Genomic DNA, 25447 nt, shown 5'->3' on the forward strand with positions numbered 1-25447 from the left:
TGCACAGAGGCCACGGCCTAAGCTGGTGGCATGACTGAGGGCATTTTTGAACAGGTTTTGGCACGACGCGGCACGGCGGGCTACCGGCAGTACCGGATCCCTGCATTGGCCGTCAGCACCCACGGGACCATTCTGGCCGCCTACGACGGCCGGCCGAATCTGGACGATCTGCCCAATCCGATCGATCTACTGCTTCGCCGAAGCACCGACGGCGGCCGCACCTGGGGTGCCCAGCAGGTGGTCCGCACCGGGACCGGGCTGGACGGTTATGGGGATCCCAGTCTGCTGGTGGACGCCCAGACCGGGCGCATCTTCCTCTTCCACGCCGCCGGCACCCAGGCCGGATTCTTCGAGGCCGTGGAGGGCCTCTACCCGGACGACGCCGTCCAGCACACCGATGTCAGCTTCTCCGACGACGACGGCGGGACGTGGACGCACCGCCGTCTGACCGCCGGCTTCAAGCGCGAGGGCATCACCGGCCTGTTCGCCGCCGCCGGGCAGGGCATCCAGATCCACACCGGCCCATTCACCGGCCGGCTGGTGCAGCAGATGGTGGTCCTGTTCCACGGCGAGATCCACTGTGCCTCCGCCTACAGCGACGACCACGGCGAGACCTGGACGCTGGGCGAACTGGTGCCCGGCGGCAATGAGAACAAGGTGGCCTGCCGCGACGACGGCACGCTGCTGCTGCACACCCGCGCCACCCCCTTCCGGATGGCCACCGTCTCCTACGACGGCGGGCACAGCTACGGAACCCTCGCGCCGGTGCCCGAACTGCCGGACCCCAGCGACAACGGATCGCTGTCCCGTTGGGACGGGCTCCCCACCGTGCGTGCCTTCGCCGCCCCGGAGACGGCCGGCTGGCTGCTCGCGGCCAACAACCAGGACGCCGATCTGCGCCGCAACACCGTGCTGAGCCTGTCCACCGACCACGGCGCCAGCTGGGGGCGGAAGCTGGTGCTGTGCGAGGGCAGCTCCGCCTACTCCTCCGCGGCCCGGCTGCCCAATGGGAACATCGGCGTACTGTACGAGCGCCAGGGCTACCAGGAGATCGTCTTCGCCAGCGTGGACCCGGCCCTGCTGGCCGGCATCCCGGTGGCTGCCGACGCGGTGGCGTCCGAGACGCAGGCATCCGGCGAAGAGCCAGAGGGGGCGTTGGCCCTGGATGTGGTGCTGCGCTCGATCACCCCTGGCCGCCCGGCCACGTGGGCCACCGTGGGCGAAAGCGTTGCCCTGGTGCCGGCCGACGGCGAGTGGGACGCCTCGGTGTTCAAGGAAATGGGCCAGGCATACTCCGCCGCCCAGCCGCAGATCCTCTCCAACCGCGAGTCCCAGGATCTGAACTACGGCCCCGTGGTGCCCGGCTTCAAGGCCGGCGACATCCTCGCCTTCAGCGGGCGCGTGGCCAACACCAACAGCCAGCCGGTGGAGGCAGTGGTGGCCCTGATGGGCGCGGAGGGGCCGCTGGCCGCACCCCAGGATCTGGCGTCCGGCGCCAAGTGGCTGTTCACCGCCAACTACACCGTGACCGAGGACGACGCCGCCGCCGCCGAGTTCGCGGTGCCGTTCAGCGTGGGTGCCCAGCACGACGGCGCCACCATCGGCAGCCGCCGCACCTTCACCTTCGCCACGGACAGCGGGGACGTGCGGGAAAGCTGAGGAGGGCCGGGCGGGCGCCGACGCGGCGCCCGGATCAGCCCTCGGTGATCTGGCGCTCCTGTTTCATGCGGGCCAGCTCAAGCTCCACCTGCTGCTCGGCCATGAGCTGGTTCAGGTGCCGCTCGGTGGGATCCTGCATCGGCCGGCTGGGGTCCTCCAGGACACCTGAGGAGTAGAGCTCATCCAGCGCCGTGGACCGCGCCTGCATGCGCGCCGCATGGTCCTCGGCCCGCCGCATGGCATCCCCCACGGCGGCCATCTCGCTGCCCAGCCCGCCCAGGGATTCGCTGATCCGGCTCTGCGCCTCGGCGGCGGAGTAGCTGGCCTTGATGGTCTCGGCCTTGGTCCTGAACCCCTCCACGCGGGTCTGCAGCTGCCCCAGCCCCACCGTCAGGCGGGTCTCCTGGGCCAGCAGCGCGTCCCGCTGGGCCACGATGTCCTCCAGCTGGCCGCCGATGCCTGCCCGCCGGGCCAGGGCCGCGCGGGCCAGATCCTCGCGGTTGAGCGAGAGCGCCTGCTTGGCCTGGCCCTGCAGCCGTGCCATCGAGGCGTGCAGGTCATTGGCCTGCAGCTCCAGCCGCGCCCGGCTGGTGGCCACATCGGCTATGCCGCGGCGGACGTCCTGCAGGGCCTGCAGCTGCTTTTGGTAGGAGTAGTCCATGATCTGGGCCGGATCTTCGAACTTGTCCGCGGCGGCGTTGGCCTTGGACCGGAAGATCATGGTGAAGCGTTTGGTGATTTTCATGCCAACTCCATCTATTGAAACAGCCCAGCTGCCCGGCCCGGCCGCTAGTCCCGGCCCAGCTGCGTGTACGTTGCGGACCAGTTGTCCAGCATCTTGGCCTCGATGTCCAGACGCCGGGCCAGATCGCCCAGATCCGCATCCCCGGCGGGCTGGGCGGCGCGGGCCAGGGCCGTCCGGACACCGGTGGCCGTCGCGGCGATCTGCTCCACCTGCACACCCAGTGTCTGCGCGTAGACCTTCTGGATTGCCGGGTCCGGGTCCTTGGCCGCCACGGCCAGCTGGCGTTCGACGACGGCGCCGGCACTGCGCAGGGTTCCAACGATGGCGGGCAGGTTGCCGGTGTGCTGGCGGGCGCCGGCGGCAGCGGCCAGGCTGCGGTCGGTCGACTCCAGCGCCTCGAGCAGCTTCACGCGCATCGCGGCCAGCTCGCGGGCGGGGCCGGCACCGGTCGTGGCGCGCACCTTCAGGGCCTGGCGGCGCAGCTTGTCGACACCTGGCTTGGAGGCCCGGGCGACCGAGTACAGCCCGCGGGACACCAGCACCGCAAGCGTGATGGCCACTCCGCCGGCCATGGCGACTATGGCCAGGAGCACAATCAAGAGCACCGTTCCCGGATCCATGCGGCCGCCTCCCGTGCGCCGTCCGGCCGCTGCGGTCCGCAGGGCCGTTCTGCTGAAATCGTAGCACCGGGCACCGTCCCTGAAGAGTGCCTCGTCTGGGCACAGACGGGTGCAGTCCGGTGCAGTCCTGGCCCCGCAGACCAGGGGCGAATCAGGGGCATCCCGGATGGCCACAACCCCCAGTCCGGGGGCAGGATGGAAGCATGAAGACCATTCTGAATGTCATCTGGCTCGTGTTCGGCGGCATCTGGCTGGCCTTGGGCTACATGCTGGCCGGCATCATCTGCTGCCTGCTCATCGTCACGATCCCCTGGGGCATCGCCTCCTTCCGCATCGCCGGCTACGCCCTCTGGCCCTTCGGCCGCACCGTCGTGGACAAGCCCGGCGGACCCTCCGTCGGAGCCACACTGGGCAACGTCATCTGGCTGCTGGTGGCCGGGATCTGGATCGTCATCGGCCACGTGACCACCGCCGTCGCGATGGCCATCACCATCATTGGAATTCCGCTGGCCATCGCCAACCTGAAGATGATCCCCGTCTCGCTGATGCCCCTGGGCAAGGAGATCGTGCCCACCAACGCCCCGTTCGTTGCCATGTACCGCTGATAGGCGGCGGGTCTAAACTCACTTGCAACAGAAGAAGCCGCAGTGTTTCGGAGGTTGCCATGAGCCAGACGTCCAGATCGGCCAATCCCTATTCCGTTTTGCGGCGAAAGCCGATCGAGGGCGACGACGAGGAGGGCCCCAGCGGCCTCTTCAAAAGCCTGGGCCTGTGGCAGCTGACGGCCATCGGCGTCGGCGGCATCATCGGCGTCGGCATCTTCACGCTGGCCGGCGTGGTGGCCCACGGTGACGCCAACAATCCCGGCGTCGGGCCCGCCGTCATCATTTCCTTCCTGATTGCCGGCCTGGCCAGCGGCGCCGCGGCGCTGTCCTATGCCGAGTTTGCCGGCATGATTCCGCGCGCCGGCTCCGCCTACACCTATGGCTACGTGGCCCTGGGTGAACTGGTGGGGTGGTTCATCGGCTGGGACCTGCTGCTGGAATACATCGCCATTGTCTCGGTGGTGGCCATCGGCATTTCCGGCTACTTCGGCGCCTTCATGTCCGGCATCGGCATCACCGTGCCGGACTGGATGAACAGCGCCTGGACGCCTGAAACACCGCACGGCATCATCAACATCCCCGCCATCGCCATCTGCCTGCTGGTGACCTGGATCCTGAGCCGCGGCTCCAAGAGCTTTGGCCGCTTTGAATTGGTGGCGGTGGGGCTGAAGGTGCTGCTGATCCTGGGCATCATCGGCATCGGCATCTTCCACATCCAGGGCGAGAACTTCGTCCCCTTCATGCCCACCAGCCTGGGACCGGTGATGGCCGGCGCGGCCACGGTCTTCTTTGCGGTGTTCGGCTACGACGCCATGAGCACCGCGGCGGAGGAGGCCACGGACGGCAAGAAGCACATGCCCAAGGCGATCATCCTCTCCCTGGTCATCGCCATGGCGCTGTATGTGTTGGCAACACTGGTGCTCACCGGCATGCAGAACTACACCAAGATCGACCCCACCAGCGCCTTCGCCTCGGCCTTTGATTCCGTCGGCATGCCCACCATCGCCACCATCATCTCCGCCTTCGCCGTCATCTCCATCCTCACCGTGATGCTGACCTTCCTGCTGGGCGTCACCCGCGTCTGGTTCTCGATGAGCCGCGACGGGCTGCTGCCCAAGTGGTTCGCCAAGACAGATGCCAAGCGCGGCGTCCCCCAGCGCGTCACCTGGATCGCCGGCATCGCCTCGGCCCTCCTCGCCGGGGTGCTGCCCATCCGGCTGGTGGCGGACCTGACCAACATCGGCATCCTGGCGGCCTTCGTCGTCGTCTGCGCCGCGGTGATTGTCCTGCGCCGCACGCGTCCGGAGGTGCCGCGGACCTTTCGGCTTCCGTTCATGCCCATCGTGCCCGCGTTCGGCGTGCTGGCCTCGTTCTTCCTGATGACCCAGCTGCACTGGGAGACCTGGCTGCGCTTCGGCATCTGGCTGGCCATCGGGCTCGTCATCTACTTCAGCTACAGCCGGCGGCATTCCCTGATGAATCCGGACAGCCCCCGTCATCTGGCCGCCCACCAGGAGAACTAACGGCCGCGGACCCGGCGGCCGGTACGCTGGGGGCATGCGCAAAAAGGCCGATTGGCTCGACATCACCTTCCAGTTCACCAGTTTCGCGCTGGTGTGCCTGCTCCTCTCCGTGGCCCGGTGGCCGTTTCTGGTGAACATCGTGCTGGCCTTCGGCGTCTCGATGGGCCTGTCCTGGGCCTACGGACGCTTCCGCCAGGTCCGTGCCGCGCGCAAGGCCGAGCCGAAGCGCATGCGCGTCATCAGCGTGCAGAACGTGGAGGACTAGCCCGTGGAGATCATCCGCTACGCACCGCTGAAGCCGGCGCGCTGGGCCAACGGCGGCGGCACCACGCGCCAGGTGGCCGCGGGGACAGCCCCGGGCAGCACCGAGCCGTGGGACTGGCGGATCAGCATCGCCGAGGTGGCCTCGGCCGGCCCGTTCTCCCCCCTGCCGGGCATCGATCGGATTCTCACCGTCATCGACGGCGAGCTGATCGCCCTGACGGTGGACGGCGTCGAGCACGCACTGGAAAAGCACCGCCCGTACCGGTTCTCCGGGGATGCGGACACCAGCGCCACACTGCCCACGGGCAATCTGATGGACCTGAACCTGATGACCCGCCGCGGAGTGTTCAAGGGCTACATGGCCATCGTGGAGCTGTCCAAGAAGCGGCCGCACCCGGTGTTTGAGGGCCAGTACGCCGTGCTGCTGCAGGGCTCGGCGACCGTCAGCGACGCCGCGTCCGACGCCGCTGGCCCCGCTGCCGAAGCCGTGGAGCTGGGCCGCTACGACACCGTGGCCGGGGCCGAACGGGCACCGGAGATCTCCGGGCGCGGCTTCCTGGCCGTGCTGAGCATCGACCCCGTCGAGGCGGACCACTAGTCCCCACTTGCCGGCCCGGACATTCGCTGGCGCGATTTTCCGGGAACCTGGCAAGCGTGGGCCCACCCACTTGCCGGCCCGGACATTCGCTGGCGCGATTTTCCGGGAACCTGGCAAGCGTGGGCCCACCCACTTGCCGGCCCGGCGTTAGGTCTTAAACGACGACGGCGCCCGTCCCCTGTGTGGGGACGGGCGCCGTCGTCTATAGCGTGCCTGGCTTAGCGGCCGCGGCGCTGGTTGGAGGCCGGGGCCGACGCGCGGCGGGGGCCGCCCGAACCCTGTCCGCCGGAGCGCGGTGCACCGGAGCGGGATCCGCCGCCGTTGCCCGAGCCGGAGCCGAAGCTGCCGCCGGAGGTGCCGCCCGTGTTGGAGGACCACACGGCAGCGGAGCCACCCTTGGAGGCCGGAGCCGCGCTCGAGTTGCCGCCGCGGCCACCGCTGCGCGGGACGTCGTTGCGGTGCGAGGCACCCTCGGGGGCGCGCTTGGGGCCGCGTGCCACATCGGAGCGGCCCTCGCCGCGGGGGGCTTCGCTGCGGCCCTCGCCGCGTGCGGGGCGGCGGGACTCGGCGCCGAAGCGCGGGGCCTGCGGCTGCTCCTTGCGGCGCTCGGTGCGGTTGGCACCGACCGAGGCAACAATCTCGGAGGCCGGGTTGGAGGAGACGCGTCCACGTCCACCGCGGCCGCCACGGCCACCTGCCACCGGTGCTGCACCGGTGCGGCGGGCGCGCTTGCGCTCGGCGTTGGCGCCGGTGGACTGGCCACCACCCTGCTGCGAAGCCTTGGCGGCCAGCAGTGCGGCGCGGGTGCGGGGATCGATCTTCTCGGCAACCTCGCCCACCAGCTTGCCCACCAGCGGGGAGTTGGCGCTGACGCGCTCGAAGGAGACGTCCACGCCGGCAGCCTTCATCAGCTTCTTCACGTCGCTCTGCTGCTCGGGCAGGGTGATCGTGACAACCGTCCCATCGGAACCGGCGCGGGCCGTACGGCCGGAGCGGTGCAGGTAGGCCTTGTGCTCCGTGGGCGGGTCGACGTGGATGACCAGCTCGACGTCGTCGACGTGGACACCGCGGGCGGCGACGTCGGTGGCCACCAGGACGCGGACGTCACCGGTGGAGAACTCGGCCAGGTTGCGGTCGCGGGCGTTCTGCGACAGGTTTCCGTGCAGATCCACGGCGGGGATGCCGGCGTCGGTCAGCGTCTTGGCCAGCTTGCGGGCGTGGTGCTTGGTGCGCATGAACAGCACGCGGCGGCCGGCTCCGGAGGCCAGCTCAACGATCAGCTGCTTCTTGACGGTCTGGTCGTTGACCACCAGCACGTGGTGCTCCATGGTGGTCACAGCGGCCTGCGGATCGTCCACGGAGTGGGTCAGCGGGTTGGAGAGGTAGCGCTGGACCAGCTTGTCCACGCCGTTGTCCAAGGTGGCGGAGAAGAGCAGTCGCTGGCCCTGGGTGGGGGTGGTGTCCAGCAGCTTCTTCACGACGGGCAGGAAGCCCAGGTCGGCCATGTGGTCGGCCTCGTCCAGAACCGTGATCTCCACGGATTCCAGGGTGATGATCTTCTGCTTCATCAGGTCTTCGAGGCGGCCCGGGCAGGCGATGACGATGTCGACGCCGGCGCGCAGCGCCTTCTCCTGGCGGGCCTGGGGCACGCCGCCATAGATCACGGTGGTGTTCAGGCCCATTTCCTTGGCCAGCGGCTCAACCGTGTTGTTGATCTGGGTGGCGAGCTCGCGCGTCGGGGCCAGGATCAGACCCAGCGGGCGGCCGGGCTTGCGGAAGTAGGCTGCCTCGCGCTCGGCCAGACGGGCCACCAGCGGAAGGGCGAAGGCGATGGTCTTGCCGGAGCCGGTGCGGCCGCGGCCCAGGACGTCGCGGCCGGCCAGGGTGTCCGGCAGGGTCTTGACCTGGATGGGGAAGGCTTCTTCGATGCCGTTGGAGGCGAGGGAATCAGCAAGTGCCTTGGGCACACCAAGGGAGGAAAACGTAGTCATGTAGAGAAGACTTTCTTACGGCGTATGGCTCGTCCCGCCACCAGTTTTGGCCACGGGTTCGCCGATTCAATGCCAGACATTGTCAACCGCTGGTGCGCCTGCCCGGCTTACCGGACTGCCCTGTGCGGGCGAGGCTGCACCCCAAAATGCGGGACAGATTGAATGCGTTCATCGACGCAGGATGCGCAACTTTACGCATCAAGTACCTTCATTCTACCAGCAGCACGCACCCGGCCGCCGTCGAACGTGCGCGGGATCACCGCCGCTGCGCCTCCACGGGGGCCGGTATTCTGGAAGGGATGAGCGAATCCCCAGCCTCCACCACCCCCGAATCCAGCGACACCGGCACGGACGGCAGCACCGAGTTCCCCCGCCCCGTGACGCCCGGCAGCCAGGCAGCGCACGGCACCTACCGCGTCCAGCCGGTGTCCTTCGTCCGCCGCGGCACGCGCCTGCAAGGCCGCCGCCAGAAGGCCTGGGAGGACCACTCCGAGGACTACGTGATCGACGTGCCCCGGCAGGTGTCCGACACCTCGGTGCACCCCGACTACCTCTTCGACGCCGAGGCCGTCTACGGACGCACGGCACCCCTGGTGGTGGAGATCGGCTCCGGACTGGGCGAGGCCATCGTCAACGCCGCCGAGGCGAACCCGGAGAAGAACTTCCTCGCGGTGGAGGTCTACAAGCCGGGCCTGGCACAGACGCTGCTGAAGGTGGCGTCCCGCGAACTCACCAACGTCCGCGTGGTGCAGGCCAACGCCCCCGAGGTCCTGAGCACCATGCTGCCGGCCGGCTCCGTCAGCGAGGTCTGGGTGTTCTTCCCGGATCCGTGGCACAAGACCAAGCACAACAAGCGCCGCATGGTGAAGGACGCCTTCGCCCCTCTGGTGTCCCGGGTGCTGGCCGAGGGCGGTCTGTGGCGCCTGGCCACGGACTGGTCCGGCTACGCGGAGCAGATGCGCGCCGTCGGCACGGACTCGGACGTGTTCGCCAATGTGCACGACGGCGAGCGCACGGGTTCCGAAAGCCCGCTCACCGAGGCACGGACCTCCGGTGCCGACTGCGAGGTCTCCGATGAGCCGGACGCCATCGGCGGCTGGGCGCCGCGCTTTGACGGGCGCATCCTGACCAGCTTTGAGAACAAGGCCCACAAGGCCGGCCGCACCATCTTCGACCTGACCTTCCGCCGGCTGTAGGCCGCCCGGCGCTAGGCTGGGGCCGCTCAGCCGCCGAAGCCGCCCGCCAGCCGGGCGCGCATCTTTTCCGAGGCCTCGTTGAGTCCGGTGATCTCCACCGTTTTCCCGTGCCGGGCATACTTGTCCGTGATGGCATCCAGCGTGGCAATGGTGGAGGCATCCCACAGATGGGACGCGGACATGTCCACCACCACCTTCTGGGGATCCGCGGCGTAGTGGAACTGCGTGTAGAGGTCGTTGGAGGAGGCGAAGAAGAGCTCGCCGTCCACCACATAGGTGGCCGCGGCGCCGTCGTCGGCCAGGCTCCGGGTGACAGTCACAAAGTGCGCCACCCGGCGCGCGAACAGGACCATCGCCACCAGCACGCCCACTGCGACGCCGATGGCCAGGTTGTGCGTGGCGACCACCAGGGCCACGGTGGAGACCATCACCGCCGTCTCGCTCTTGGGCATCCGGCGCAGGGTGGACGGCGCAATGCTGTGCCAGTCAAAGGTGGCGGCACAGACAAAGATCATCACGGCCACCAGGGCGGCCATCGGAATCATCGCCACCAGATCGCCCAGCAGCAGCACCAGGGCCAGCAGGAAGGCACCGGCCAGGAACGTGGAGATGCGGGTGCGGGCCCCGGCCACCTTGACGTTCATCATGGTCTGGCCGATCATCGCGCAGCCACCCATGCCGCCGAAGAAACCGGTGATGATGTTGGCCCCGCCCTGCCCGATGGCCTCGCGGGTTTTGGAGGAGCGCGTGTCGGTGACGTCGTCCACCAGCTTGGCCGTCATCAGCGATTCCAGCAGGCCCACGCAGGCCATGGCCAGGGCGAACGGGGCAATGATCGACAGTGTGTCCCAGGTCAGCGGGACGTCGGGGAACAGCAGACCGGGCAGCGAATCCGGCAGAGCGCCCTTGTCCCCCACCGTCGGGACGCGGATGGCCGCAAGGGCCGTGACGGCCGTCAGCACCACGATCGCCACCAGCGGCGCAGGGATGGCGGTGGTCAGCTTTGGCAGCCCAAAGACAATCACCAGCGCCAGCGCCAGCAGCGGATAGACCAGCCACGGGACGTTGATGAGCTCGGGCAGCTGGGCCAGGAACACCAGGATGGAGAGCCCGTTGACGAAGCCCACCATCACGGAGCGTGGGATGAAACGAAGCAATTTGGCCACACCCAGCACACCGAAGAGGATCTGGATGATCCCGGCGAGGATCACCGCCGCGATGAAGTAGTGGCCGCCATGCTCCTTGACCAGCGGGGCGATCACCAGCGCCACGGCACCCGTGGCGGCGGAGATCATCGCCGGGCGCCCGCCCAGGAACGCGATGGAGACGGCCATGGTGAAGGCGCTGAACAGCCCCACCCGGGGGTCGACGCCGGCAATCACGGAGAATGCGAGGGCCTCCGGGATCAGGGCCAGGGCCACCACCAGGCCGCCGAGCACCTCGGTCTTGAGCCGGCGCGGCGAGGCAAGGGTGGCCAGCACCGTGGGGGCCTGGGGGAAATCGGTGGCGTTCATGTACATCCAATTCGCGGGGTGTGGCCTGCCGCTGTGTTGTCGGCGGCCCCGGGGCCGCCGCGGGGGCGCTCTCAGGATAGTCCAGACCCTGCACAGGGCCGTCTCCGGAACCACTGCTGCACAGCCAGCCCCGGGCGCGTGGCGGGCGCCCCCGCCCGCTCCTAGCGTGGATCCATGGACAACAACATGCCCGGCCGGACGCCGGAAACCACCGAAACCGCCGGGCCGCAGGTGGACACCGCCCACACGGCCATTGCCGACATGGAGCCCTCCGACCGCCCCCGCGAGCGGCTGGTGGCACTGGGCGCGGAGCGGATGCGCGACGCCGAGCTTCTCGCCGTCGTCATCGGCTCCGGCACCCCGGCGCTCAGCAGCGTGGAGCTGGCCCGGCTGGTGTTGAAAACCACCGGCGGCCTGCCCGGACTGGCGCGCTGCACCCCTGCCCAATTGCAGGCGCTCCCGGGCGTGGGACAGGCCGTGGCGCTGCGGATCGTGGCCTCACTGGCGCTGGGCAGCCGCGCCGCGGCACGGGGCCGTGCGGCCCCAAAGGTGCCCGAGGGGTAGGCGCCGCCTAAGATTGATCAGATGTGGTTCCATCCGAGGTGCCACGCCCAAGAACCTCAGGAAGTTGCAACTGTGACGCAGTCCCCCACCAGTCCGTCCGGCCTGGACATCCGCATCGCCGGATTCACGGACAACGCGGTGGCCGCCGGGCGTGAATATGCCGCCGAGGGGCGCGTTTCCGCCCTGGCGTTCGAGCCGTCCACCGGGCTGCTGACCGGCAAGGTGGAGGGCACCACGCGCTACGGCGCCACCGCCAAGCTGATCCGCGAGCACGACGACATCTGGGCCTGCCGGGTGGGTGTGTGCAGCTGCCCGGTGCGGCAGAACTGCAAGCACGTCATCGCCCTGCTCTTCGCCGCCCAGGAGGACCCCGTCACCGGCCCGGCGATCGCCGCCCGCCCGGCCACTGTGCTGGAGACCATGTTGGCGAAGGCTGCCGGCGCCAAGGCCGCCCGTGCCACCAGCGATTGGGAGTCCGAGCTGGCGGATCTGCTGCCTGCAGCCCCGGGCAGCCAGTCAAAGGATGTCCCGCCGCTGGGGCTGCAGTTTGAGATCGAGATGCCGGTGCAGCGGTTCAGCTACAGCGGCCGCAAGTCCCCCGCCCCCAGCATCCCCACCCTCCATGTGCGCCCGGTGCTGATGGGCGCCAAGGGCAAGTGGGTGCGCACGGGCATCGCCTGGAACACGCTGAACTACCTGAACTTCGGGCGCAAATACAACGAGGAACACCTCGATTGGCTGATTGACTTCCTCGCCTCGCATTCGGCCTCAAATTTCCGCGCCCAGGCCGCCTCCCCATGGCTGGCGCTGAACGACTATGCCGGGCGCAATCTGTGGCTGCTGCTGCAGGAAGCCCCGAAGATCGGGCTGTCCCTGGTGCACAGCGGCACCTCGGACCCCATCCGGGTCCTGCCGGCGGCGGCCGATGTGCACCTGAATGTGGTCCGCGCCGAGGCCGGCGGGCTGGATGTGGACGCCCGGCTCGGTGTCGACGGCACCGAGCTGGCCGCACGTGTCATGGCCTCCATTGGGTCTCCGGCGCACGGGCTCTTCTACGCCGAGCCCACCCCACTCCCCGGCGCACCCACACTCCCGGGGCTGGGCGCCGCCGTCGAGCCCGGAACCATCACCCTGGTGCCGCTGGAGGCCGCAGCCTCGCCCCAGCTGGTGGGCTTCGCGCTGGCCCAGCACACCGTCCACGTGCCACCGAGCGGTGAGGACAAGTTCCTGACGCAGTTCTACCCCCGGCTCAAGCGCGCCGCCCCTGTGGTGTCTCCGGATGCCTCCGTGGAGCTGCCCACCTACTCCGCCCCCGTGCTGTCGCTGCTGGCCAGCTACGGCGAGGACCATGTGGTGCGCCTGCACTGGGAGTGGCACTACTTGGCGGGCGAGAAGGTCAGTGCCCAACCGCTCTGGGCCGACCCTTCCGAGACGGCCCTGCGGGATTCGGCGGCTGAGGCCGCCGTGCTGCGCTCCATCGGCACACCGTGGAAGGTGGTTGCAGCACTGGGCGAATCCCCCCATGAGGCGTGGGGCGAGCCCCATCTGGCCGCCGCCGCCACGTTGAAGGGCCTGGACACCATGGCCTTCACCGAGGAGGTGCTGCCCGCCCTGCGGCAGATCTCCGGCGTCGAGGTGGAAACCGTGGGCGACATCGCCAGCTACCGCGAAGCCAGCGAGGCCCCCGTCGTCACGATCTCCACCCAGGCCACCTCGGACCGGGACTGGTTCGATCTGGGCATCATCATCACCCTCGAGGGCGAGCCGGTGTCCTTCGCCGCCGTCTTCTCCGCACTGGCCGCCGGGCATTCGCGCATGCTGCTGCCCTCCGGCGCGCACTTCTCGCTGGACCTGCCCGAGCTGCACCAGCTGCGGGAGCTCATCGACGAGGCCCGCGAGCTGCAGGACAACAAGGACGGCGGGCTGCGGATCAGCCGCTTCCAGGCCGGTCTGTGGGACGAGCTGGCCCAGCTGGGCATCGTGGATGCGCAGGCCGCCGAATGGCGCGCTGCCGTCACGGGGCTGCTGCAGGCCGCGGACCACAAGCCGCTGGCGGCTCCCGAGGGGCTCGATGCCACCCTGCGCCCCTACCAGCTGCAGGGGTTCAACTGGCTGCACTTCCTGTACAGCAACCACATGGGCGGCGTGCTGGCGGACGACATGGGCCTGGGAAAGACGGTGCAGACGCTGGCGCTGATGTGCCAGGCCAAGGCTGACACGCCCGACGGCGCCCCCTTCCTGGTGGTCGCCCCCACCTCCGTGGTGGGCAACTGGGCGGCGGAGACGGCCCGTTTCGCACCGGGCCTGCGCGTGGCCACGGTGTCGGAGACCTTCGCCAAAAGCGGTCTGGCCGCCGAGGACGTCTTCGCCGGGGCCGACGTCGTCATCACCTCCTACGCCCTGTTCCGCATCGATTTCGCCGAGTACGGGCTGCACCAATGGTCCGGGCTGATCCTCGATGAGGCGCAGTTCGTGAAGAACCACCAGTCCAAGGCGTACCAGTGTGCCCGCAAGCTGGAGACGTCCTTCAAACTGGCCATCACCGGCACCCCGCTGGAGAACAACCTGATGGAGCTGTGGACCCTGACGTCCATCGTGGCGCCGGGGCTGTTCCCCAGCCCGAAGCGCTTCGCGGAGTTCTACCAGAAGCCGATCGAGAAGCAGGGCGATTCCAAGCTCTTGGCGAAGCTGCGCGGCCGGGTGAAGCCGCTGATGCTGCGCCGCACCAAGGAACAGGTCATCAAGGATCTGCCGCCCAAGCAGGAGCAGATCCTTGAGGTGGTGCTGAATCCGCGCCACCAGAAGGTCTACCAGACGCATCTGCAGCGCGAACGCCAGAAGATCCTGGGCCTGCTGGCGGATGTGAACAAGAACCGCTTCACGATCTTCCAGTCGCTCACCCTGCTGCGCCAGCTCAGCCTGGACGCCTCGCTGGTGGATGAGAAGCTGCACGCCATTCGCTCCTCCAAGCTGGACGTGCTCTTCGAGCAGCTGGACGACGTCATCGAGGAGGGCCACCGCGCCCTGATCTTCAGCCAGTTCACCGGTTTCCTGGGCAAGGTGAAGGGGCGCCTGGACGAGGCCGGCATCGAGTACTGCTACCTCGACGGCGCCACCCGCAACCGCGCCGCCGTCGTCGACGAATTCAAGACGGGCAAGGCCCCGGTGTTCCTGATCAGCCTCAAGGCCGGCGGCTTTGGCCTGAACCTGACCGAGGCGGACTACGTGTTCATCCTGGACCCGTGGTGGAACCCGGCATCGGAGGCGCAGGCAGTGGACCGCACGCACCGCATCGGCCAGAAGAAGAATGTGATGGTCTACCGGCTGGTCGCCAAGGACACCATCGAGGAGAAGGTCATGGCCCTGAAGGCCAAGAAGTCGGCCCTGTTCTCCGACGTCATGAGCGGGGACGCCCTGTCCTCCGGCGCGCTCACCGCCGCGGACCTCGCCGGCCTCTTCACCGAATAGCAACTGTGCGACAGTTGACGCTCCCATGAGGCTTCATGGGAGCGTCAACTGTCGCACAGATGGGGGTTAGGCGGTGGCGAACTCTTCGTCGTCGTCGAACTCGACGGCGGCGATGATCTCCGTGGTCTCCGGGTTGATCATGAAGGCCTCGTCGTCCTCCTCAACCATCAGGTAGTCGCCGTGGTCCGTGGTGAAGTGCCAGGCCAGCGTCTTCTCGCCGTCGTGGATGTAGTTGGGGTCGCCCATGGTGATCTTCTCCAGCGTGTAGCCGGCCACGTCGCACAGCTCGCGGATGATGAGCTCAAACGTCGGGGCGTTGGCCAGCGCCTCCTCCTCGGCGTCGGCCTGGCGCTGGGCCAGGTCCGGGACCAGTGCCACGCGCCCGGCAATGTGGGCGGCCAGGGCCTCCTCGCCGTCCAGCAGCAGCACGTTGTCCAGGCTGCGGAGCCAGGCGGCGTTGAGGGCGATGAGATCCTCGGTTTCCAGCAGCGACTCGAAGTCGATGTCCAGCTGGTCCAGCGCTGCCACAGCGGACGGGCGCTCCTCGGACTCGTCCAGGGCGCCGTCGAGGTAGGCCTCGGTGTCGTCGTCGTTCAGCCCGGCAAACGCGGCCGCCGTGCGGTCGAACAGGTCCAGGTGCCCGGTGGCGCCCATGGCCTGCAGGCCCCCGCGGACAAAGGCGTCAACCTCTTCGCGGTCGGTCACGGCGAAGGCGTACTGGGCAAACCCGCCGGCCAGCGCCTGGGTGAGGTAGAAGTCCACAAAGTAGCTGCGCAGCGCGTCGGCCGCGATCTCCTCGGCGGAGAGCAGCGCGCTGTACATCTCGTTCACCACATTCACATTGGCATCCACCACATCTTCGGTGCTTCCCTGAAGGCTGTCCTGCATCAGAACGACGGCGTACTCATTGGTGGTCATGGGGAATCCTCACTGCTGAAAGGTGACTGCTGTCGGACACTTTCAACGTACGCCGCGCCGCCCGCCCAGCGGCCGCGCTCCGGGTGAACACCAGACGAAGTTTGGGTGCACTCCACCCCAGCCCAAGTAGGTGACAGTTATGACACGTTCCAGAGCCTGGAACGTGTCATAACTGTCACTCAGTTGGGGTCAGGGCTGGGGGCGCCAGACGACGACGGCCTGGCTGCGGGCGCGCGGACGCTGGCCGCGGGCCAGGGACACCACATCCCCACCGGCGAGGCCTGCGGCAAAGATGCGGGCCGTTTCGCGCGGGCGTCCGGCGGTGGTGGCCGCCTCCAGCGCGGTGGTCAGCTCGCGGACGCGGGAGCGCAGCGCCTCAACCTGGTTCTGCAGCTCCATGATCCGCTTGATGCCCTCCAGCGAGACGCCCTCCTGGGAGAGCCGCTGGACCTCCCGGAGCATGTCGACGTCGTGCTGTGAGTAGCGGCGCGAGCGCCCCGGCAGCCGGCTGGGCTTGACGATGCCGAGCCTGTCGTACTGCCGCAGCGTCTGCGGGTGCATCTCCGCAAGCTCCGCCGCAGCGGAGATCACGAAGATGGGGAGATTGGCATCGATGCTCATCGTGTCCTCCTTCAACGGCGGGTTTGCGGGTTAGAGGTGGGCCTTGGCGGCGAGGGTGCCGCGGGGATCGCCGTCGGCCGTGGCCTCGGCAAACGCACGCACGGCGGCTTCGGCTTCCTTGGTCAGCTTCTGGGGCACGACGACGTCGATGGTCACCAGCAGGTCGCCGGTTTCCTTGGGCGTCTTCACGCCTGCCCCCTTGACGCGCAGGGTGCGCCCGGACGGGGTGCCGGCCGGTACGCGCAGCCGCACGGATTCGCCGGAGAGCGTGGGCACCGAGATGTCGGCGCCGAGGGCTGCCTCCGGGAACGTGACGGGCACGTGGATGCGGATGTTGTTGCCGTCGCGGACGAAGAAGTCGTGCGGCTTGACGTTGACGGTGACCATCAGGTCCCCGGGGCCCGCGGTGCCGGGCTGGCCCTTGCCCTTGACCCGGACCTTCTGGCCGTCCTTGATGCCGGCCGGGATGCGGACGTCGATGACATCGCCGTCGGGCTCGCGCAGGCCGATGGTGGTGCCGCGGATGGAGCCGGCGAAGGAGATGCTGGTGGTCGCCGTGCGGTCCGCACCTTTGGTGGGCTGGGGCTGGTAGCCGCCAAAGCCGCCACCGCCGCCGCCAAAGAGATCGGCGAACTCCGGCGGCAGGCCCGAGCCGTTGAAGCTCTGGCCGCCGCGGCTGCGCCCGCGTCCGCCGCCGCTATTGAACAGGCCGCCGAAGACGTCTTCGAAGCCGCCTGCTCCGGGAGCCCCGGCGCCGCCGGCGCTGAAGCGCGCCCCGCCGCCCATGGCGCGGATCGCGTCGTACTGCTGGCGGTCCTCGGCACTGGAGAGCACCGAATAGGCCTCGGAGACGTCTTTGAAGGTCTTTTCAGCCGCAGCGTCGCCGGAGTTGGTGTCCGGGTGGTACTTGCGTGCGAGCTTGCGGTACGCCTTCTTGATGTCGGCGTCCGTAGCATCCTTGGCGACACCAAGGATCTTGTAGAAATCCTTGTCCGCCCAGTCCTGGCTGGCCAAGACGTCTCCTTCCGGTCGTGGTTCCCTGTGGGGATGAAAGTTAAAGGCGTTGGTCGAACCCGCTGGGACCAGCATCGCCGCAAGGCCATGGTCCCAGCAAGTTCGACCAACGAGGGTGTTACTCGGGTACTGCCACAATCACCTGGGCGGCGCGCAGCACGCGCTCCCCGGAGGTGTAGCCGGCACGCAGCACCTGGCTGACGGTGTCAACCTCGATGTCGGTGCCGGGCTGCTGGATGAGCGCCTCGTGGATGGTCGGGTCAAAGGCCACGCCCGTCTCATCGATGCGGGTCAGTCCATAGGTGGCCAGTGCCGTCTCCAGCTTGGTGGCGATGGCCGCGAACGGCCCGTCCACCAGGTCGCCGTGCTGGCGCGCGGCGTCGACGTCGTCCAACACCGGCAGCAGCGAGTTCAGCACGCCGATGACGGCCATCTGGCCGGCCACTGCACGGTCGCGTTCCACACGCTTGCGGTAGTTGACGTACTCCGCCTGGAGGCGCAGCAGGTCGTTCTTCAGCTCGGCCGCCTCCGCGGAGCCGTCCCCGGCCGGGACGCCCTGGGCGACGGATTCCGCAGCGGGAACCTCGACGCCGTTCAGGATGTCCTCGGCCTGGGAGAGCGCGTCACCGTCGGGGGTTTCGTTGGTCGGAACCTCTTCGGGGTTCGAAGACTCGCTCATGGCTACTTCTTCTCGTCGGCGGTGTCTTCGTCCACGATTTCGGCGTCGACGATGTCCTCTTCCGGAGCGGAACCGGCGGAGGGGGCACCCTCGGAGGCAGCGCCGTCGGCGGCACCCTCGGCCTGGGAGGAGGCGTAGATGGCCTCGCCCAGCTTGGACTGGGAAGCGTTCAGCTTCTCGGACGCAGCCTTGACGGCGTCGTCGTCGGTGCCGGCCAGAGCGGCCTTGAGAGCGTCGACGTCGGCCTTGACCTCGGTCTTGACAGCCTCGGGCAGCTTGTCGTCGTTGTCGGCCAGAACCTTGTCCACCGTGTAGGCGAGCTGCTCGGCGGAGTTGCGGACGTCGGCAGCCTCGCGGCGGGCCTTGTCCTCGGCTGCGTGCTCCTCGGCTTCGCGGACCATGCGCTCGATGTCGTCCTTGGAGAGGGCGGTGCCACCGGTGATGGTCATCGACTGCTCCTTGCCGGTGCCCTTGTCCTTGGCGGACACGTGCACGATGCCGTTGGCGTCGATGTCGAAGGTGACCTCAACCTGCGGGACGCCGCGCGGAGCCGGCGCGATGCCGGTCAGCTCGAACGTGCCCAGCGGCTTGTTGTCGCGGGTGAACTCGCGCTCGCCCTGGAAGACCTGGATGGCCACGGACGGCTGGTTGTCGTCGGCCGTGGTGAAGGTCTCGGACCGCTTGGTGGGGATGGCCGTGTTGCGCTCGATCAGCTTGGTCATCACACCGCCCTTGGTCTCGATGCCCAGGGACAGCGGGGTGACGTCGATCAGCAGAACGTCCTTGCGCTCGCCCTTCAGCACACCGGCCTGCAGTGCGGCGCCAACGGCCACAACCTCATCCGGGTTGACGCCCTTGTTGGGCTCCTTGCCGCCGGCCAGTTCCTTGACCAGCTCGGAGACGGCGGGCATGCGGGTGGAGCCACCGACGAGGACGATGTGGTCGATGTCGGAGACCTTGATGCCGGCCTCGGCAATGACGTCCTTGAACGGCTTCTTGGTGCGCTCGAGCAGGTCCGAGGTCAGTTCCTGGAACTTGGCACGGGTCAGCTGCTCATCCAGGTGCACCGGTCCGTCGGGGGTGACGGAGAGGTACTGCAGGGAGATGTTGGTGCTGGTGGCCGAGGAGAGTTCCTTCTTGGCCTGCTCGGCGGCTTCGCGCAGACGCTGGAGGGCGATCTTGTCCTTGGACAGGTCGATGCCCTTGACCTTGAGCTGGTTCAGCAGGTAGTCGACAACGCGCTGGTCCCAGTCGTCGCCGCCGAGGCGGTTGTCACCGGAGGTGGCGCGCACCTGGATGGTGGAGAAGTTGTCCTCGTCCTTGCCAACTTCCAGCAGGGAGACGTCAAAGGTTCCGCCACCGAGGTCGAAGACCAGAATGAGCTCGTCTTCCTTGCCTTTGTCCAGACCGTAGGCCAGAGCAGCGGCGGTGGGCTCGTTGACGATGCGCAGCACGTTCAGGCCCGCGATCTCGCCGGCCTCCTTGGTGGCCTGGCGCTCGGCGTCGTTGAAGTAGGCCGGAACCGTGATCACAGCGTCGGTGACCTTCTCGCCCAGGTATGCCTCGGCGTCGTTCTTCAGCTTCATCAGCGTACGGGCGGAGATTTCCTGCGCCGTGTACTTCTTGTCGTCGATCGCAACGTTCCAGTCGGTGCCCATGTGGCGCTTGACGGAGGCGATGGTGCGGTCGATGTTGTTGACGGCCTGGCGCTTGGCGATCTCGCCCACCAGGACCTCGCCGGTCTTGGAGAAGGCAACGACGGACGGCGTGGTGCGGCCACCCTCGGCGTTGGCGATGACGGTGGGCTCGCCACCTTCCAGGACGGAAACAACGGAGTTGGTGGTTCCGAGGTCAATTCCTACTGCACGTGACATAGGGGCATTTCCTTTCACTGTTCCGCTGACGGGAGTCCATCCGGGCTTCATTCGGGCCCGGCGTCGCCCAACCAGCGGTCTATTGAGCGTTCTGCACTCAACTCTACTCAGCCGCGGATTTAAGTCAAGCAAAGTTGAGTGCAGGAGGCTCAACTTTCGCTCGGGGCGGAAAATGGACGCGAAAATGGGGGTGGAACGTTCGACGGCGGCGGGGCGGGTTGCCGCGGGTCAGCCGGCGCCGACGAGGCGCAGGACCGAGGCCACTGCTGCGGGCACTGCCGGCGCGGCGACGACGGCGAGGACGCCAAGGACCCAGGCCGCCCGCCGCATCCCCGCATGCCGCACCTGGCGCTGCAGCGCACCGAAATCCCGGCCCACCGCCGTCGGATCCACCGCCGGGGCCATGCCGGCGCCAGTTGCTGCAGTGGGAACCGGGCCGGTGGCTCGCGACGCGGCATGGGCTCCATGCCAGACCTCCGGGCGCACCGCCACCGTCCGGAGCATGGCCAGCTGCTGTGCGTCCAGCACCGGCGGCTGCCTGCCGATCCAGGCTGCCAGCTCGGCGGCGTCCAGCACGACGACGCCGTCGGGCTGGCCCTTGATGACCAGCGGCCGGGCACCCACCACCGCCACCACCGCCGTCACGGGGACCGCACCGCGCACGGCCGCGGAGAGGAGCCTCGCCGCCCGGCGGCCTTCGAAGCGGGAGTTGCGCAGATGGTCCTGCCGCTTCCCGGCAACCAGAAAGGTCCGCGCGGCCACCCAGACCTTTTGTCCGGCATGGCGCTTGGTGTTGATGGTGAAGACGCCGCCGGGCCCCACCACCACGTGGTCGATGTCGGAGCTGCCGGCGCCCACGGGAACGGCATGCAGCACCAGCCATTCGGAGCCGAGCCGGGCCAGTGCCCGGCCCACTTCCATCTCCCCCAGTGCCCCCGAATACCAGCTCCGGCTGGCAGACGGCAGCGGGCTGGCGCCAAACAGCCGTGCCGCTGCGCTCAGGCGCGGCGCCATGGTGTGCTGGCGCAGCACCTCCTCGGCCACCGATTGGCCGGGAATCCGTGCGGCCAAGGAGGGCGCGGCCAGGGAGGGCGCCGGCGGAGAGCCCGGCAGGGCCGGGGACATCGACGGGGGCAGCTGCATGTCGTCCATGCCCGCAGCCTGCCAGCCCATCTGCCCCGCCACTAGAGTGTCCACCACTCCTTTTCCGCGCCCGGATTCCAAGTACCGGAAACGAACACGATTGCCGCCGGGGAACATGAATGCGCGTGTTCCCCGGCGGCATTCATGCTCCCCACCGGAAATGGCCGGGGAATACCCTTGACCCTGACACCGTGTGAGGCCCTAAACCGGAAGATGTCATGTTCTACATAGGAGATTTCGCCAGAGCCGGCCGCGTGTCCGTGCGGATACTGCGGCACTACGATGCCATCGGCCTGCTGGAGCCGGCGCACGTTGGGGACAACGGCTACCGGTTCTACGACGCCGGCCAGCTGGAACGCCTGAACCGGATTGTGGCGCTCAAGGACCTCGGGTTCACGCTCGAGGCCGTGGGCGTTCTGCTGGACAAACAGCTCGACGCCGCGGAACTGCGCGGCATGCTGCGCCTGCGCCGCGAAGAGCTGCGCCAGCAGATCAGCGCCGATTCCGTCCGGCTGGCCCAGGTGGAGGCGAGGCTCCGCATCATCGAAAGCGAGGGCGTCATGCCGCACACAACAGTCACCATCAAAGCCCTGCCGGCCCTGCATCTGGCCGAGCTCACGGGCACCGCCGCCGGCTTCGAGCCCGGGGCCATCAGCCCCGTCATCCAGCCGCTCTACGAGGAGCTGGTGCAGCGCCTCACCGATGCCGGCGCCACCATGACCGGCCCCGCCGTCGCCTGGTATGAACAGCACGACGACGGCACGGTGCTTGTCCACGCGGGCGCCCAGGTTGCCCCGGGGACCGCCTCCGACGGCGTGTTCGCCCTGGTGGACCTGCCCGCCGTCGAGCAGGCCGCCACGCTGATCCACCGCGGCTCCATGGACGAGGTGATGCCCAGCGTCCAGGCCCTGGCCGGCTGGATCGAGGCCAACGGCTACGTGGCCCGCGGCAACAGCCGCGAGTTCTATCTGGACTACGCCATGAACGAGGATCCGGCGAGCTGGGTGACCGAACTGCAAGAACCTGTGGCGCGCGCCTGAGCCACGGGCGTAGGGTCCTGTCATGAGCGCGCAAGAGGACATCTACACCCACGGCCACCACGAGAGCGTGCTGCGCTCCCACACCTCCCGGACGGCGGCCAATTCCGCCGCCTACCTCGTCCCGCATTTGACCCATGGGCTCTCGGTGCTGGACGTCGGCGCCGGCCCGGGGACCATCACGGCGGACTTTGCGCGTCTGGTGGCGCCCGGGCAGGTGCTGGGTCTGGACCGCGCACCGGAGGTGGTCGCGGCCGCCACGGCCCACGCCGCGGAGCTGCACCTGAACAACCTCAGCTTCGAGACCGGCAACATCTACGATCTGGACTTCCCGGACGGGGAGTTCGACGTCGTCCACGCCCACCAGGTGCTCCAACACCTGACCGACCCCATCGGGGCGCTGCGCGAGATGCGGCGCGTGGCCAAGCCGGGCGGCATTGTGGCCGTGCGCGACGCCGATTTCCACGGCATGAGCTGGTACCCCCAGCTGCCCGAGTTGGACGACTGGATGGACCTCTACCAGGAGCTGGCCCGGCACAACCGGGCCGAGCCCGACGCCGGGCGCCGCCTGGTGCACTGGGCCCAGGCCGCCGGCTTCACCGACATCACGCCGTCAAGCGCCAATTGGCTCTACGCCACGGACGAGGACCGCGCCTGGCACGCCGGGGTCTGGGCGGACCGCGTGGTGCATTCCGCCTTTGCCGAGCAGTCGATGGCGTACGGACTGGCCGACGCCGGGCGCCTGCAGGAGCTCTCCGACGGCTGGCGGGAGTGGGGCACCGCCCCCGATGGCTGGTTCCTGATCCCCAACGGCGAGATCATCGCCCGCGTCTGAAACAGCGTCTGAGAGGCCGCCGCACAGCCGCCGCAGGGAAGGAATGTTGTGGAGAAGAACAGGCTGGAGGCCCTCAGCGACGGGGTGCTGGCGATCATCATCACCATCATGGTGCTGGAGTTCCACACGCCCGAAGAACCCACTTGGGCGGGCCTGGCCACCATCTTCCCCTCGCTGCTGAGCTACCTGCTCTCCTTCATCTACATCGGCATCTACTGGAACAACCACCACCACATGATCAAGCTGGCCAGCCAGGTCACCGGCGGCATCCTGTGGGCCAACCTGCACCTGCTGTTCTGGCTGTCGCTGGTGCCGTTCATGACCCGGTGGATGGATGAATCCGGCTTCGCCACGGTGCCGGTGTTTGTCTATGGGGTCAATCTGCTGCTGGCGGCCATCGCGTACACCATCCTGCAGGCGCAGTTCATCCGGCAGCAGGGGCCCGACGGCGTGCTGGCCCGGGCCGTCGGCCGCAACGCCAAGGGGCGGATCTCCCCGGCCATCTACGTGGCCGGCTGCCTGCTGTCCTTGTGGATCCCGCTGCTCGGGGTGGCGGCCTACGCCGTCGTCGCCGGTCTGTGGCTGGTGCCGGACCGGCGCCTGGAGCGGGCCTTCCGCCAGGAGGCCGAGCGGACGGACCCCGGCTGACCCACCGCCCGCTTCACCGAAGGTGCCCCGGCCTGAGGGGCCCGGCGCGGGACGTAGGCTTGGCAGGTGGAATTCACTCTTTGGCTGGCCTTGGCCGGCGCCGGCGCGATGATCAGCCTGACCCCCGGCGCGGGCGCCATCAACACCATGAGCAATGCAATGACCTCCGGCTTCCGGCGCTCCTTCTGGGGCATCCTGGGGCAGCAGCTGGCGCTCGTCATCCATGTGGTGATCGTGGCCGCCGGCGTGGGCCTTCTCGTCTCCAGCTCCCCCGTGGCCTTCGCCGCGATCCGCTATGCGGGTGCGGCCTATCTGGTCTATCTGGGCATCCGGAAGCTGCTGGCCAAGGCGGAGAAGACCGACGACGGCGCCGTGGTGGTTGCGCAGGCCGAGCCGGCGTGGTCCATGTTCCGGCGCGGCCTCTGGGTGAACCTGCTGAACCCCAAGGCCATCGTGTTCTTCCTGGCCTTCATGCCACAGTTTATCCGGCCCAGCGAACCGCTGCTGCCCCAGTACCTCGTCCTCACGGCCACAGTGGTGGCGATCGACATCGTGGTGATGTGGTTTGTCTTTGCCGCCGGTGCCAAGCAGTTGGCCCACCTGACGGCCAGCGAGCGCGGGCAGCTGATCTTGAACCGGGTGTTCGGCATCCTGTTCATCGGCGTCGGCATCCTGCTGGCGCTGGTCTAGCCCGCATCCCGCGGGCACTCCCGTGCCGGGCGCCCCGGCCCTAGCATGGTGGCATGACCGACATGGCGCCGGATTCGGCTGGGCGGGGCAATGCCACGGTGCGCGAGCCGCGCCGGGTGCACTGGATGGAGCTGTTCTTCGATCTGGTGTTTGTCGTCTTCGTCGGGCAGCTGGCCCATGGCATCCACGGCGACCCCGGGTGGAGCGAGTTCGGAACCTACGTCTTCCTGTTCTTCCCCGCGTGGTGGGCGTGGGTGAACATCGTCTCGGTGGTCAACCTGCTGCCACACCTCTCATCGCGTGGACTGGGCGTGGCGATGCTGGCGGCGATGGCGGCCGCGGGCTTGATGGCCGCCGCCGCACCCGAGGCCTTTGGCGCCCGGTCGTGGGCCTTTTCCCTGGCCAATGCGGCGTTCCGCGTGGTGCTGCTGGCGCTGTGGCTGTACCAGCACCGGCAGACGTCGACGGATGCGCCGTGGCGGATCTGGATCTACAACGGCTCAACGGCGGCCCTGTGGCTCGCCGCGGCCTTCCTGCCCTTCCACGTGGCCGTGGTCCTGTGGGCAGCCTCAATCGCCCTGGAGGTGGCACTGGTGCTGGCCAGTGGACGGCTCTGGGCCAACAGGAGCGTCAGTGGGATCGATGTGGACCACGCCTCCGAACGGCTTGGCCTGTTCCTCATCATCGTCCTGGGCGAATCCGTCTTCACCATCGTCACCGAGGTGTCGACCGATTGGGGCCCGCATGAAGGGCTGGCCGGCGGGCTGGGATTCCTGCTGGTGGCACTGCTGGGCTGGGCGCTGTTCCAATACGGCACCGACACCATATCGGCGGGGCTTGCGCAGCTGAAATCCCGCGCCGACTACGGCGGCATCCTGCAGACGGCGCTGTTTCTGCCCTTCCTGCTGGTGCTGGGTGTCACGGCCATCGCGGCGGGGATCGCCACGGCCATTGCCGCCCCCGGGGAGCCGCTGCCGTTCGGCTCATGCGTTGCCCTCGGCGGCGGACTGGTGCTCTTCTACGGCACCAACGCCCTGGTGTCGCTGCGCTATGGCAGGGGGCTGGCCGATGTGCTGCCGTGGGCGGTGGTGATGGTGCCGTGCTCGGCGCTGCTCATTCCGCTGGGCACGGTCCTGCCGGCGTCGGCCCTGCTGGGCTGTGCCGTGGTGCTGCTTGTCCTGGTCACCACCTATGTGGAGGTCCGGCACCGGTCTGCAGCCGCGCGGCTGCGTCGCTAAACT

Annotated in this window: 23 protein-coding genes; 13 read left to right on the plus strand and 10 right to left on the minus strand. The window is 68.4% G+C overall.

What is annotated here, in order from left to right:
* Nucleotides 1–30 precede the first annotated feature (30 nt).
* Nucleotides 31–1659 (plus strand): sialidase family protein, encoded by a 1629-nt coding sequence (locus K254_RS23510; protein WP_051389270.1) that lies wholly within the window; start codon nucleotides 31–33, stop codon nucleotides 1657–1659.
* Between the two features lie 34 nt (nucleotides 1660–1693).
* Here K254_RS23510 and K254_RS23515 read toward each other — a convergent pair whose 3' ends face one another.
* Both K254_RS23515 and K254_RS0115210 read right to left on the minus strand, forming a co-directional pair.
* Nucleotides 1694–2404, minus strand: a complete 711-nt coding sequence (locus K254_RS23515; RefSeq protein ID WP_081710173.1) for a PspA/IM30 family protein — start codon at nucleotides 2402–2404, stop codon at nucleotides 1694–1696.
* Between the two features lie 44 nt (nucleotides 2405–2448).
* Nucleotides 2449–3024 (minus strand): hypothetical protein, encoded by a 576-nt coding sequence (locus K254_RS0115210; protein WP_026556090.1) that lies wholly within the window; start codon nucleotides 3022–3024, stop codon nucleotides 2449–2451.
* 203 nt (nucleotides 3025–3227) lie between these two features.
* On the opposite strand from K254_RS0115210, the gene K254_RS0115215 reads away from it, so the two are divergent.
* From K254_RS0115215 to K254_RS0115230, 4 genes are read left to right on the plus strand one after another with little or no spacing between them, the layout of a single operon-like run.
* Nucleotides 3228–3629 carry a YccF domain-containing protein gene (locus K254_RS0115215; protein ID WP_026556091.1) on the plus strand — a complete coding sequence of 134 codons (402 nt, stop codon included), beginning with the start codon at nucleotides 3228–3230 and terminating at the stop codon, nucleotides 3627–3629.
* A 59-nt stretch (nucleotides 3630–3688) separates the two neighbouring features.
* Nucleotides 3689–5152 (plus strand): amino acid permease, encoded by a 1464-nt coding sequence (locus K254_RS0115220; RefSeq protein WP_026556092.1) that lies wholly within the window; start codon nucleotides 3689–3691, stop codon nucleotides 5150–5152.
* 34 nt (nucleotides 5153–5186) lie between these two features.
* On the plus strand, nucleotides 5187–5417 hold the full coding sequence (locus K254_RS0115225; RefSeq protein WP_026556093.1) for a hypothetical protein: 231 nt from the start codon (nucleotides 5187–5189) through the stop codon (nucleotides 5415–5417).
* Nucleotides 5418–5420: 3 nt separating this feature from the next.
* Nucleotides 5421–6014, plus strand: coding sequence for a HutD/Ves family protein (locus K254_RS0115230; protein WP_026556094.1), 594 nt, complete (start codon nucleotides 5421–5423; stop codon nucleotides 6012–6014).
* A gap of 218 nt (nucleotides 6015–6232) precedes the next feature.
* Here the strand turns inward: K254_RS0115230 and K254_RS0115235 are convergent, their stop codons facing one another.
* A complete protein-coding gene (locus tag K254_RS0115235; RefSeq protein ID WP_026556095.1) occupies nucleotides 6233–8005 on the minus strand; it encodes a DEAD/DEAH box helicase in 1773 nt (590 codons plus the stop codon).
* A gap of 299 nt (nucleotides 8006–8304) precedes the next feature.
* On the opposite strand from K254_RS0115235, the gene trmB reads away from it, so the two are divergent.
* Nucleotides 8305–9201 carry a tRNA (guanosine(46)-N7)-methyltransferase TrmB gene (gene trmB, locus K254_RS0115240; protein WP_026556096.1) on the plus strand — a complete coding sequence of 299 codons (897 nt, stop codon included), beginning with the start codon at nucleotides 8305–8307 and terminating at the stop codon, nucleotides 9199–9201.
* Nucleotides 9202–9227: 26 nt separating this feature from the next.
* Here the strand turns inward: trmB and K254_RS0115245 are convergent, their stop codons facing one another.
* Nucleotides 9228–10715, minus strand: a complete 1488-nt coding sequence (locus tag K254_RS0115245) for a SulP family inorganic anion transporter (RefSeq protein WP_026556097.1) — start codon at nucleotides 10713–10715, stop codon at nucleotides 9228–9230.
* Between the two features lie 174 nt (nucleotides 10716–10889).
* Between K254_RS0115245 and K254_RS23520 the strand changes: the two genes are divergently transcribed.
* A complete protein-coding gene (locus K254_RS23520) occupies nucleotides 10890–11279 on the plus strand; it encodes a UPF0758 domain-containing protein (RefSeq protein ID WP_051389272.1) in 390 nt (129 codons plus the stop codon).
* 72 nt (nucleotides 11280–11351) lie between these two features.
* Nucleotides 11352–14747 (plus strand): DEAD/DEAH box helicase, encoded by a 3396-nt coding sequence (locus K254_RS0115255; protein WP_051389273.1) that lies wholly within the window; start codon nucleotides 11352–11354, stop codon nucleotides 14745–14747.
* A gap of 66 nt (nucleotides 14748–14813) precedes the next feature.
* Here the strand turns inward: K254_RS0115255 and K254_RS0115260 are convergent, their stop codons facing one another.
* From K254_RS0115260 to K254_RS24905, 6 genes are all read right to left on the minus strand, one after another.
* Entirely contained in the window at nucleotides 14814–15665 is an 852-nt protein-coding gene (locus K254_RS0115260; RefSeq protein ID WP_026556099.1) for a DMP19 family protein, read from the minus strand.
* Between the two features lie 189 nt (nucleotides 15666–15854).
* Complete coding sequence (locus tag K254_RS0115265) at nucleotides 15855–16286, minus strand: heat shock protein transcriptional repressor HspR (RefSeq protein WP_026556100.1); 432 nt, start codon at nucleotides 16284–16286, stop codon at nucleotides 15855–15857.
* A gap of 30 nt (nucleotides 16287–16316) precedes the next feature.
* Nucleotides 16317–17300, minus strand: coding sequence for a DnaJ C-terminal domain-containing protein (locus tag K254_RS0115270; RefSeq protein ID WP_026556101.1), 984 nt, complete (start codon nucleotides 17298–17300; stop codon nucleotides 16317–16319).
* A gap of 118 nt (nucleotides 17301–17418) precedes the next feature.
* Nucleotides 17419–17979 carry a nucleotide exchange factor GrpE gene (locus tag K254_RS0115275; RefSeq protein WP_026556102.1) on the minus strand — a complete coding sequence of 187 codons (561 nt, stop codon included), beginning with the start codon at nucleotides 17977–17979 and terminating at the stop codon, nucleotides 17419–17421.
* A gap of 2 nt (nucleotides 17980–17981) precedes the next feature.
* Complete coding sequence (dnaK, locus tag K254_RS0115280) at nucleotides 17982–19853, minus strand: molecular chaperone DnaK (protein ID WP_026556103.1); 1872 nt, start codon at nucleotides 19851–19853, stop codon at nucleotides 17982–17984.
* A 228-nt stretch (nucleotides 19854–20081) separates the two neighbouring features.
* Nucleotides 20082–21050, minus strand: a complete 969-nt coding sequence (locus K254_RS24905) for a nuclease-related domain-containing protein (protein WP_196810976.1) — start codon at nucleotides 21048–21050, stop codon at nucleotides 20082–20084.
* A 164-nt stretch (nucleotides 21051–21214) separates the two neighbouring features.
* Here K254_RS24905 and K254_RS0115290 point away from each other — a divergent pair, with 164 nt between their 5' ends.
* The 5 genes from K254_RS0115290 to K254_RS0115310 all read left to right on the plus strand — a co-directional run bounded on the left by K254_RS0115290 (nucleotide 21215) and on the right by K254_RS0115310 (nucleotide 25444).
* Complete coding sequence (locus K254_RS0115290) at nucleotides 21215–22036, plus strand: MerR family transcriptional regulator (protein WP_026556104.1); 822 nt, start codon at nucleotides 21215–21217, stop codon at nucleotides 22034–22036.
* Nucleotides 22037–22058: 22 nt separating this feature from the next.
* Nucleotides 22059–22868: a methyltransferase domain-containing protein gene (locus K254_RS0115295; RefSeq protein WP_026556105.1), complete on the plus strand. Its 810-nt coding sequence runs from the start codon at nucleotides 22059–22061 to the stop codon at nucleotides 22866–22868.
* 48 nt (nucleotides 22869–22916) lie between these two features.
* Nucleotides 22917–23516 (plus strand): TMEM175 family protein, encoded by a 600-nt coding sequence (locus K254_RS26330; protein ID WP_026556106.1) that lies wholly within the window; start codon nucleotides 22917–22919, stop codon nucleotides 23514–23516.
* Nucleotides 23517–23582: 66 nt separating this feature from the next.
* Nucleotides 23583–24206: a LysE family transporter gene (locus K254_RS0115305; protein WP_026556107.1), complete on the plus strand. Its 624-nt coding sequence runs from the start codon at nucleotides 23583–23585 to the stop codon at nucleotides 24204–24206.
* Nucleotides 24207–24259: 53 nt separating this feature from the next.
* A complete protein-coding gene (locus tag K254_RS0115310) occupies nucleotides 24260–25444 on the plus strand; it encodes a low temperature requirement protein A (RefSeq protein ID WP_026556108.1) in 1185 nt (394 codons plus the stop codon).
* The last annotated feature ends 3 nt before the right edge of the window (nucleotides 25445–25447 follow it).

The organism is Arthrobacter sp. 35W, from assembly GCF_000482545.1.
Taxonomy (GTDB): domain Bacteria; phylum Actinomycetota; class Actinomycetes; order Actinomycetales; family Micrococcaceae; genus Specibacter.

Excerpts from the sequence above, each read along its gene's own strand:
- K254_RS23510 (WP_051389270.1), top strand. The coding sequence starts at position 31 with ATGACTGAGGGCATTTTTGAACAGGTTTTGGCACGACGCGGCACGGCG.
- K254_RS23515 (WP_081710173.1), bottom strand. The coding sequence starts at position 2,404 with ATGAAAATCACCAAACGCTTCACCATGATCTTCCGGTCCAAGGCCAAC.
- K254_RS0115210 (WP_026556090.1), bottom strand. The coding sequence starts at position 3,024 with ATGGATCCGGGAACGGTGCTCTTGATTGTGCTCCTGGCCATAGTCGCC.
- K254_RS0115215 (WP_026556091.1), top strand. The coding sequence starts at position 3,228 with ATGAAGACCATTCTGAATGTCATCTGGCTCGTGTTCGGCGGCATCTGG.
- K254_RS0115220 (WP_026556092.1), top strand. The coding sequence starts at position 3,689 with ATGAGCCAGACGTCCAGATCGGCCAATCCCTATTCCGTTTTGCGGCGA.
- K254_RS0115225 (WP_026556093.1), top strand. The coding sequence starts at position 5,187 with ATGCGCAAAAAGGCCGATTGGCTCGACATCACCTTCCAGTTCACCAGT.
- K254_RS0115235 (WP_026556095.1), bottom strand. The coding sequence starts at position 8,005 with ATGACTACGTTTTCCTCCCTTGGTGTGCCCAAGGCACTTGCTGATTCC.
- trmB (WP_026556096.1), top strand. The coding sequence starts at position 8,305 with ATGAGCGAATCCCCAGCCTCCACCACCCCCGAATCCAGCGACACCGGC.
- K254_RS0115245 (WP_026556097.1), bottom strand. The coding sequence starts at position 10,715 with ATGAACGCCACCGATTTCCCCCAGGCCCCCACGGTGCTGGCCACCCTT.
- K254_RS23520 (WP_051389272.1), top strand. The coding sequence starts at position 10,890 with ATGGACAACAACATGCCCGGCCGGACGCCGGAAACCACCGAAACCGCC.
- K254_RS0115260 (WP_026556099.1), bottom strand. The coding sequence starts at position 15,665 with ATGACCACCAATGAGTACGCCGTCGTTCTGATGCAGGACAGCCTTCAG.
- K254_RS0115265 (WP_026556100.1), bottom strand. The coding sequence starts at position 16,286 with ATGAGCATCGATGCCAATCTCCCCATCTTCGTGATCTCCGCTGCGGCG.
- K254_RS0115275 (WP_026556102.1), bottom strand. The coding sequence starts at position 17,979 with ATGAGCGAGTCTTCGAACCCCGAAGAGGTTCCGACCAACGAAACCCCC.
- dnaK (WP_026556103.1), bottom strand. The coding sequence starts at position 19,853 with ATGTCACGTGCAGTAGGAATTGACCTCGGAACCACCAACTCCGTTGTT.
- K254_RS0115290 (WP_026556104.1), top strand. The coding sequence starts at position 21,215 with ATGTTCTACATAGGAGATTTCGCCAGAGCCGGCCGCGTGTCCGTGCGG.
- K254_RS0115295 (WP_026556105.1), top strand. The coding sequence starts at position 22,059 with ATGAGCGCGCAAGAGGACATCTACACCCACGGCCACCACGAGAGCGTG.
- K254_RS0115310 (WP_026556108.1), top strand. The coding sequence starts at position 24,260 with ATGACCGACATGGCGCCGGATTCGGCTGGGCGGGGCAATGCCACGGTG.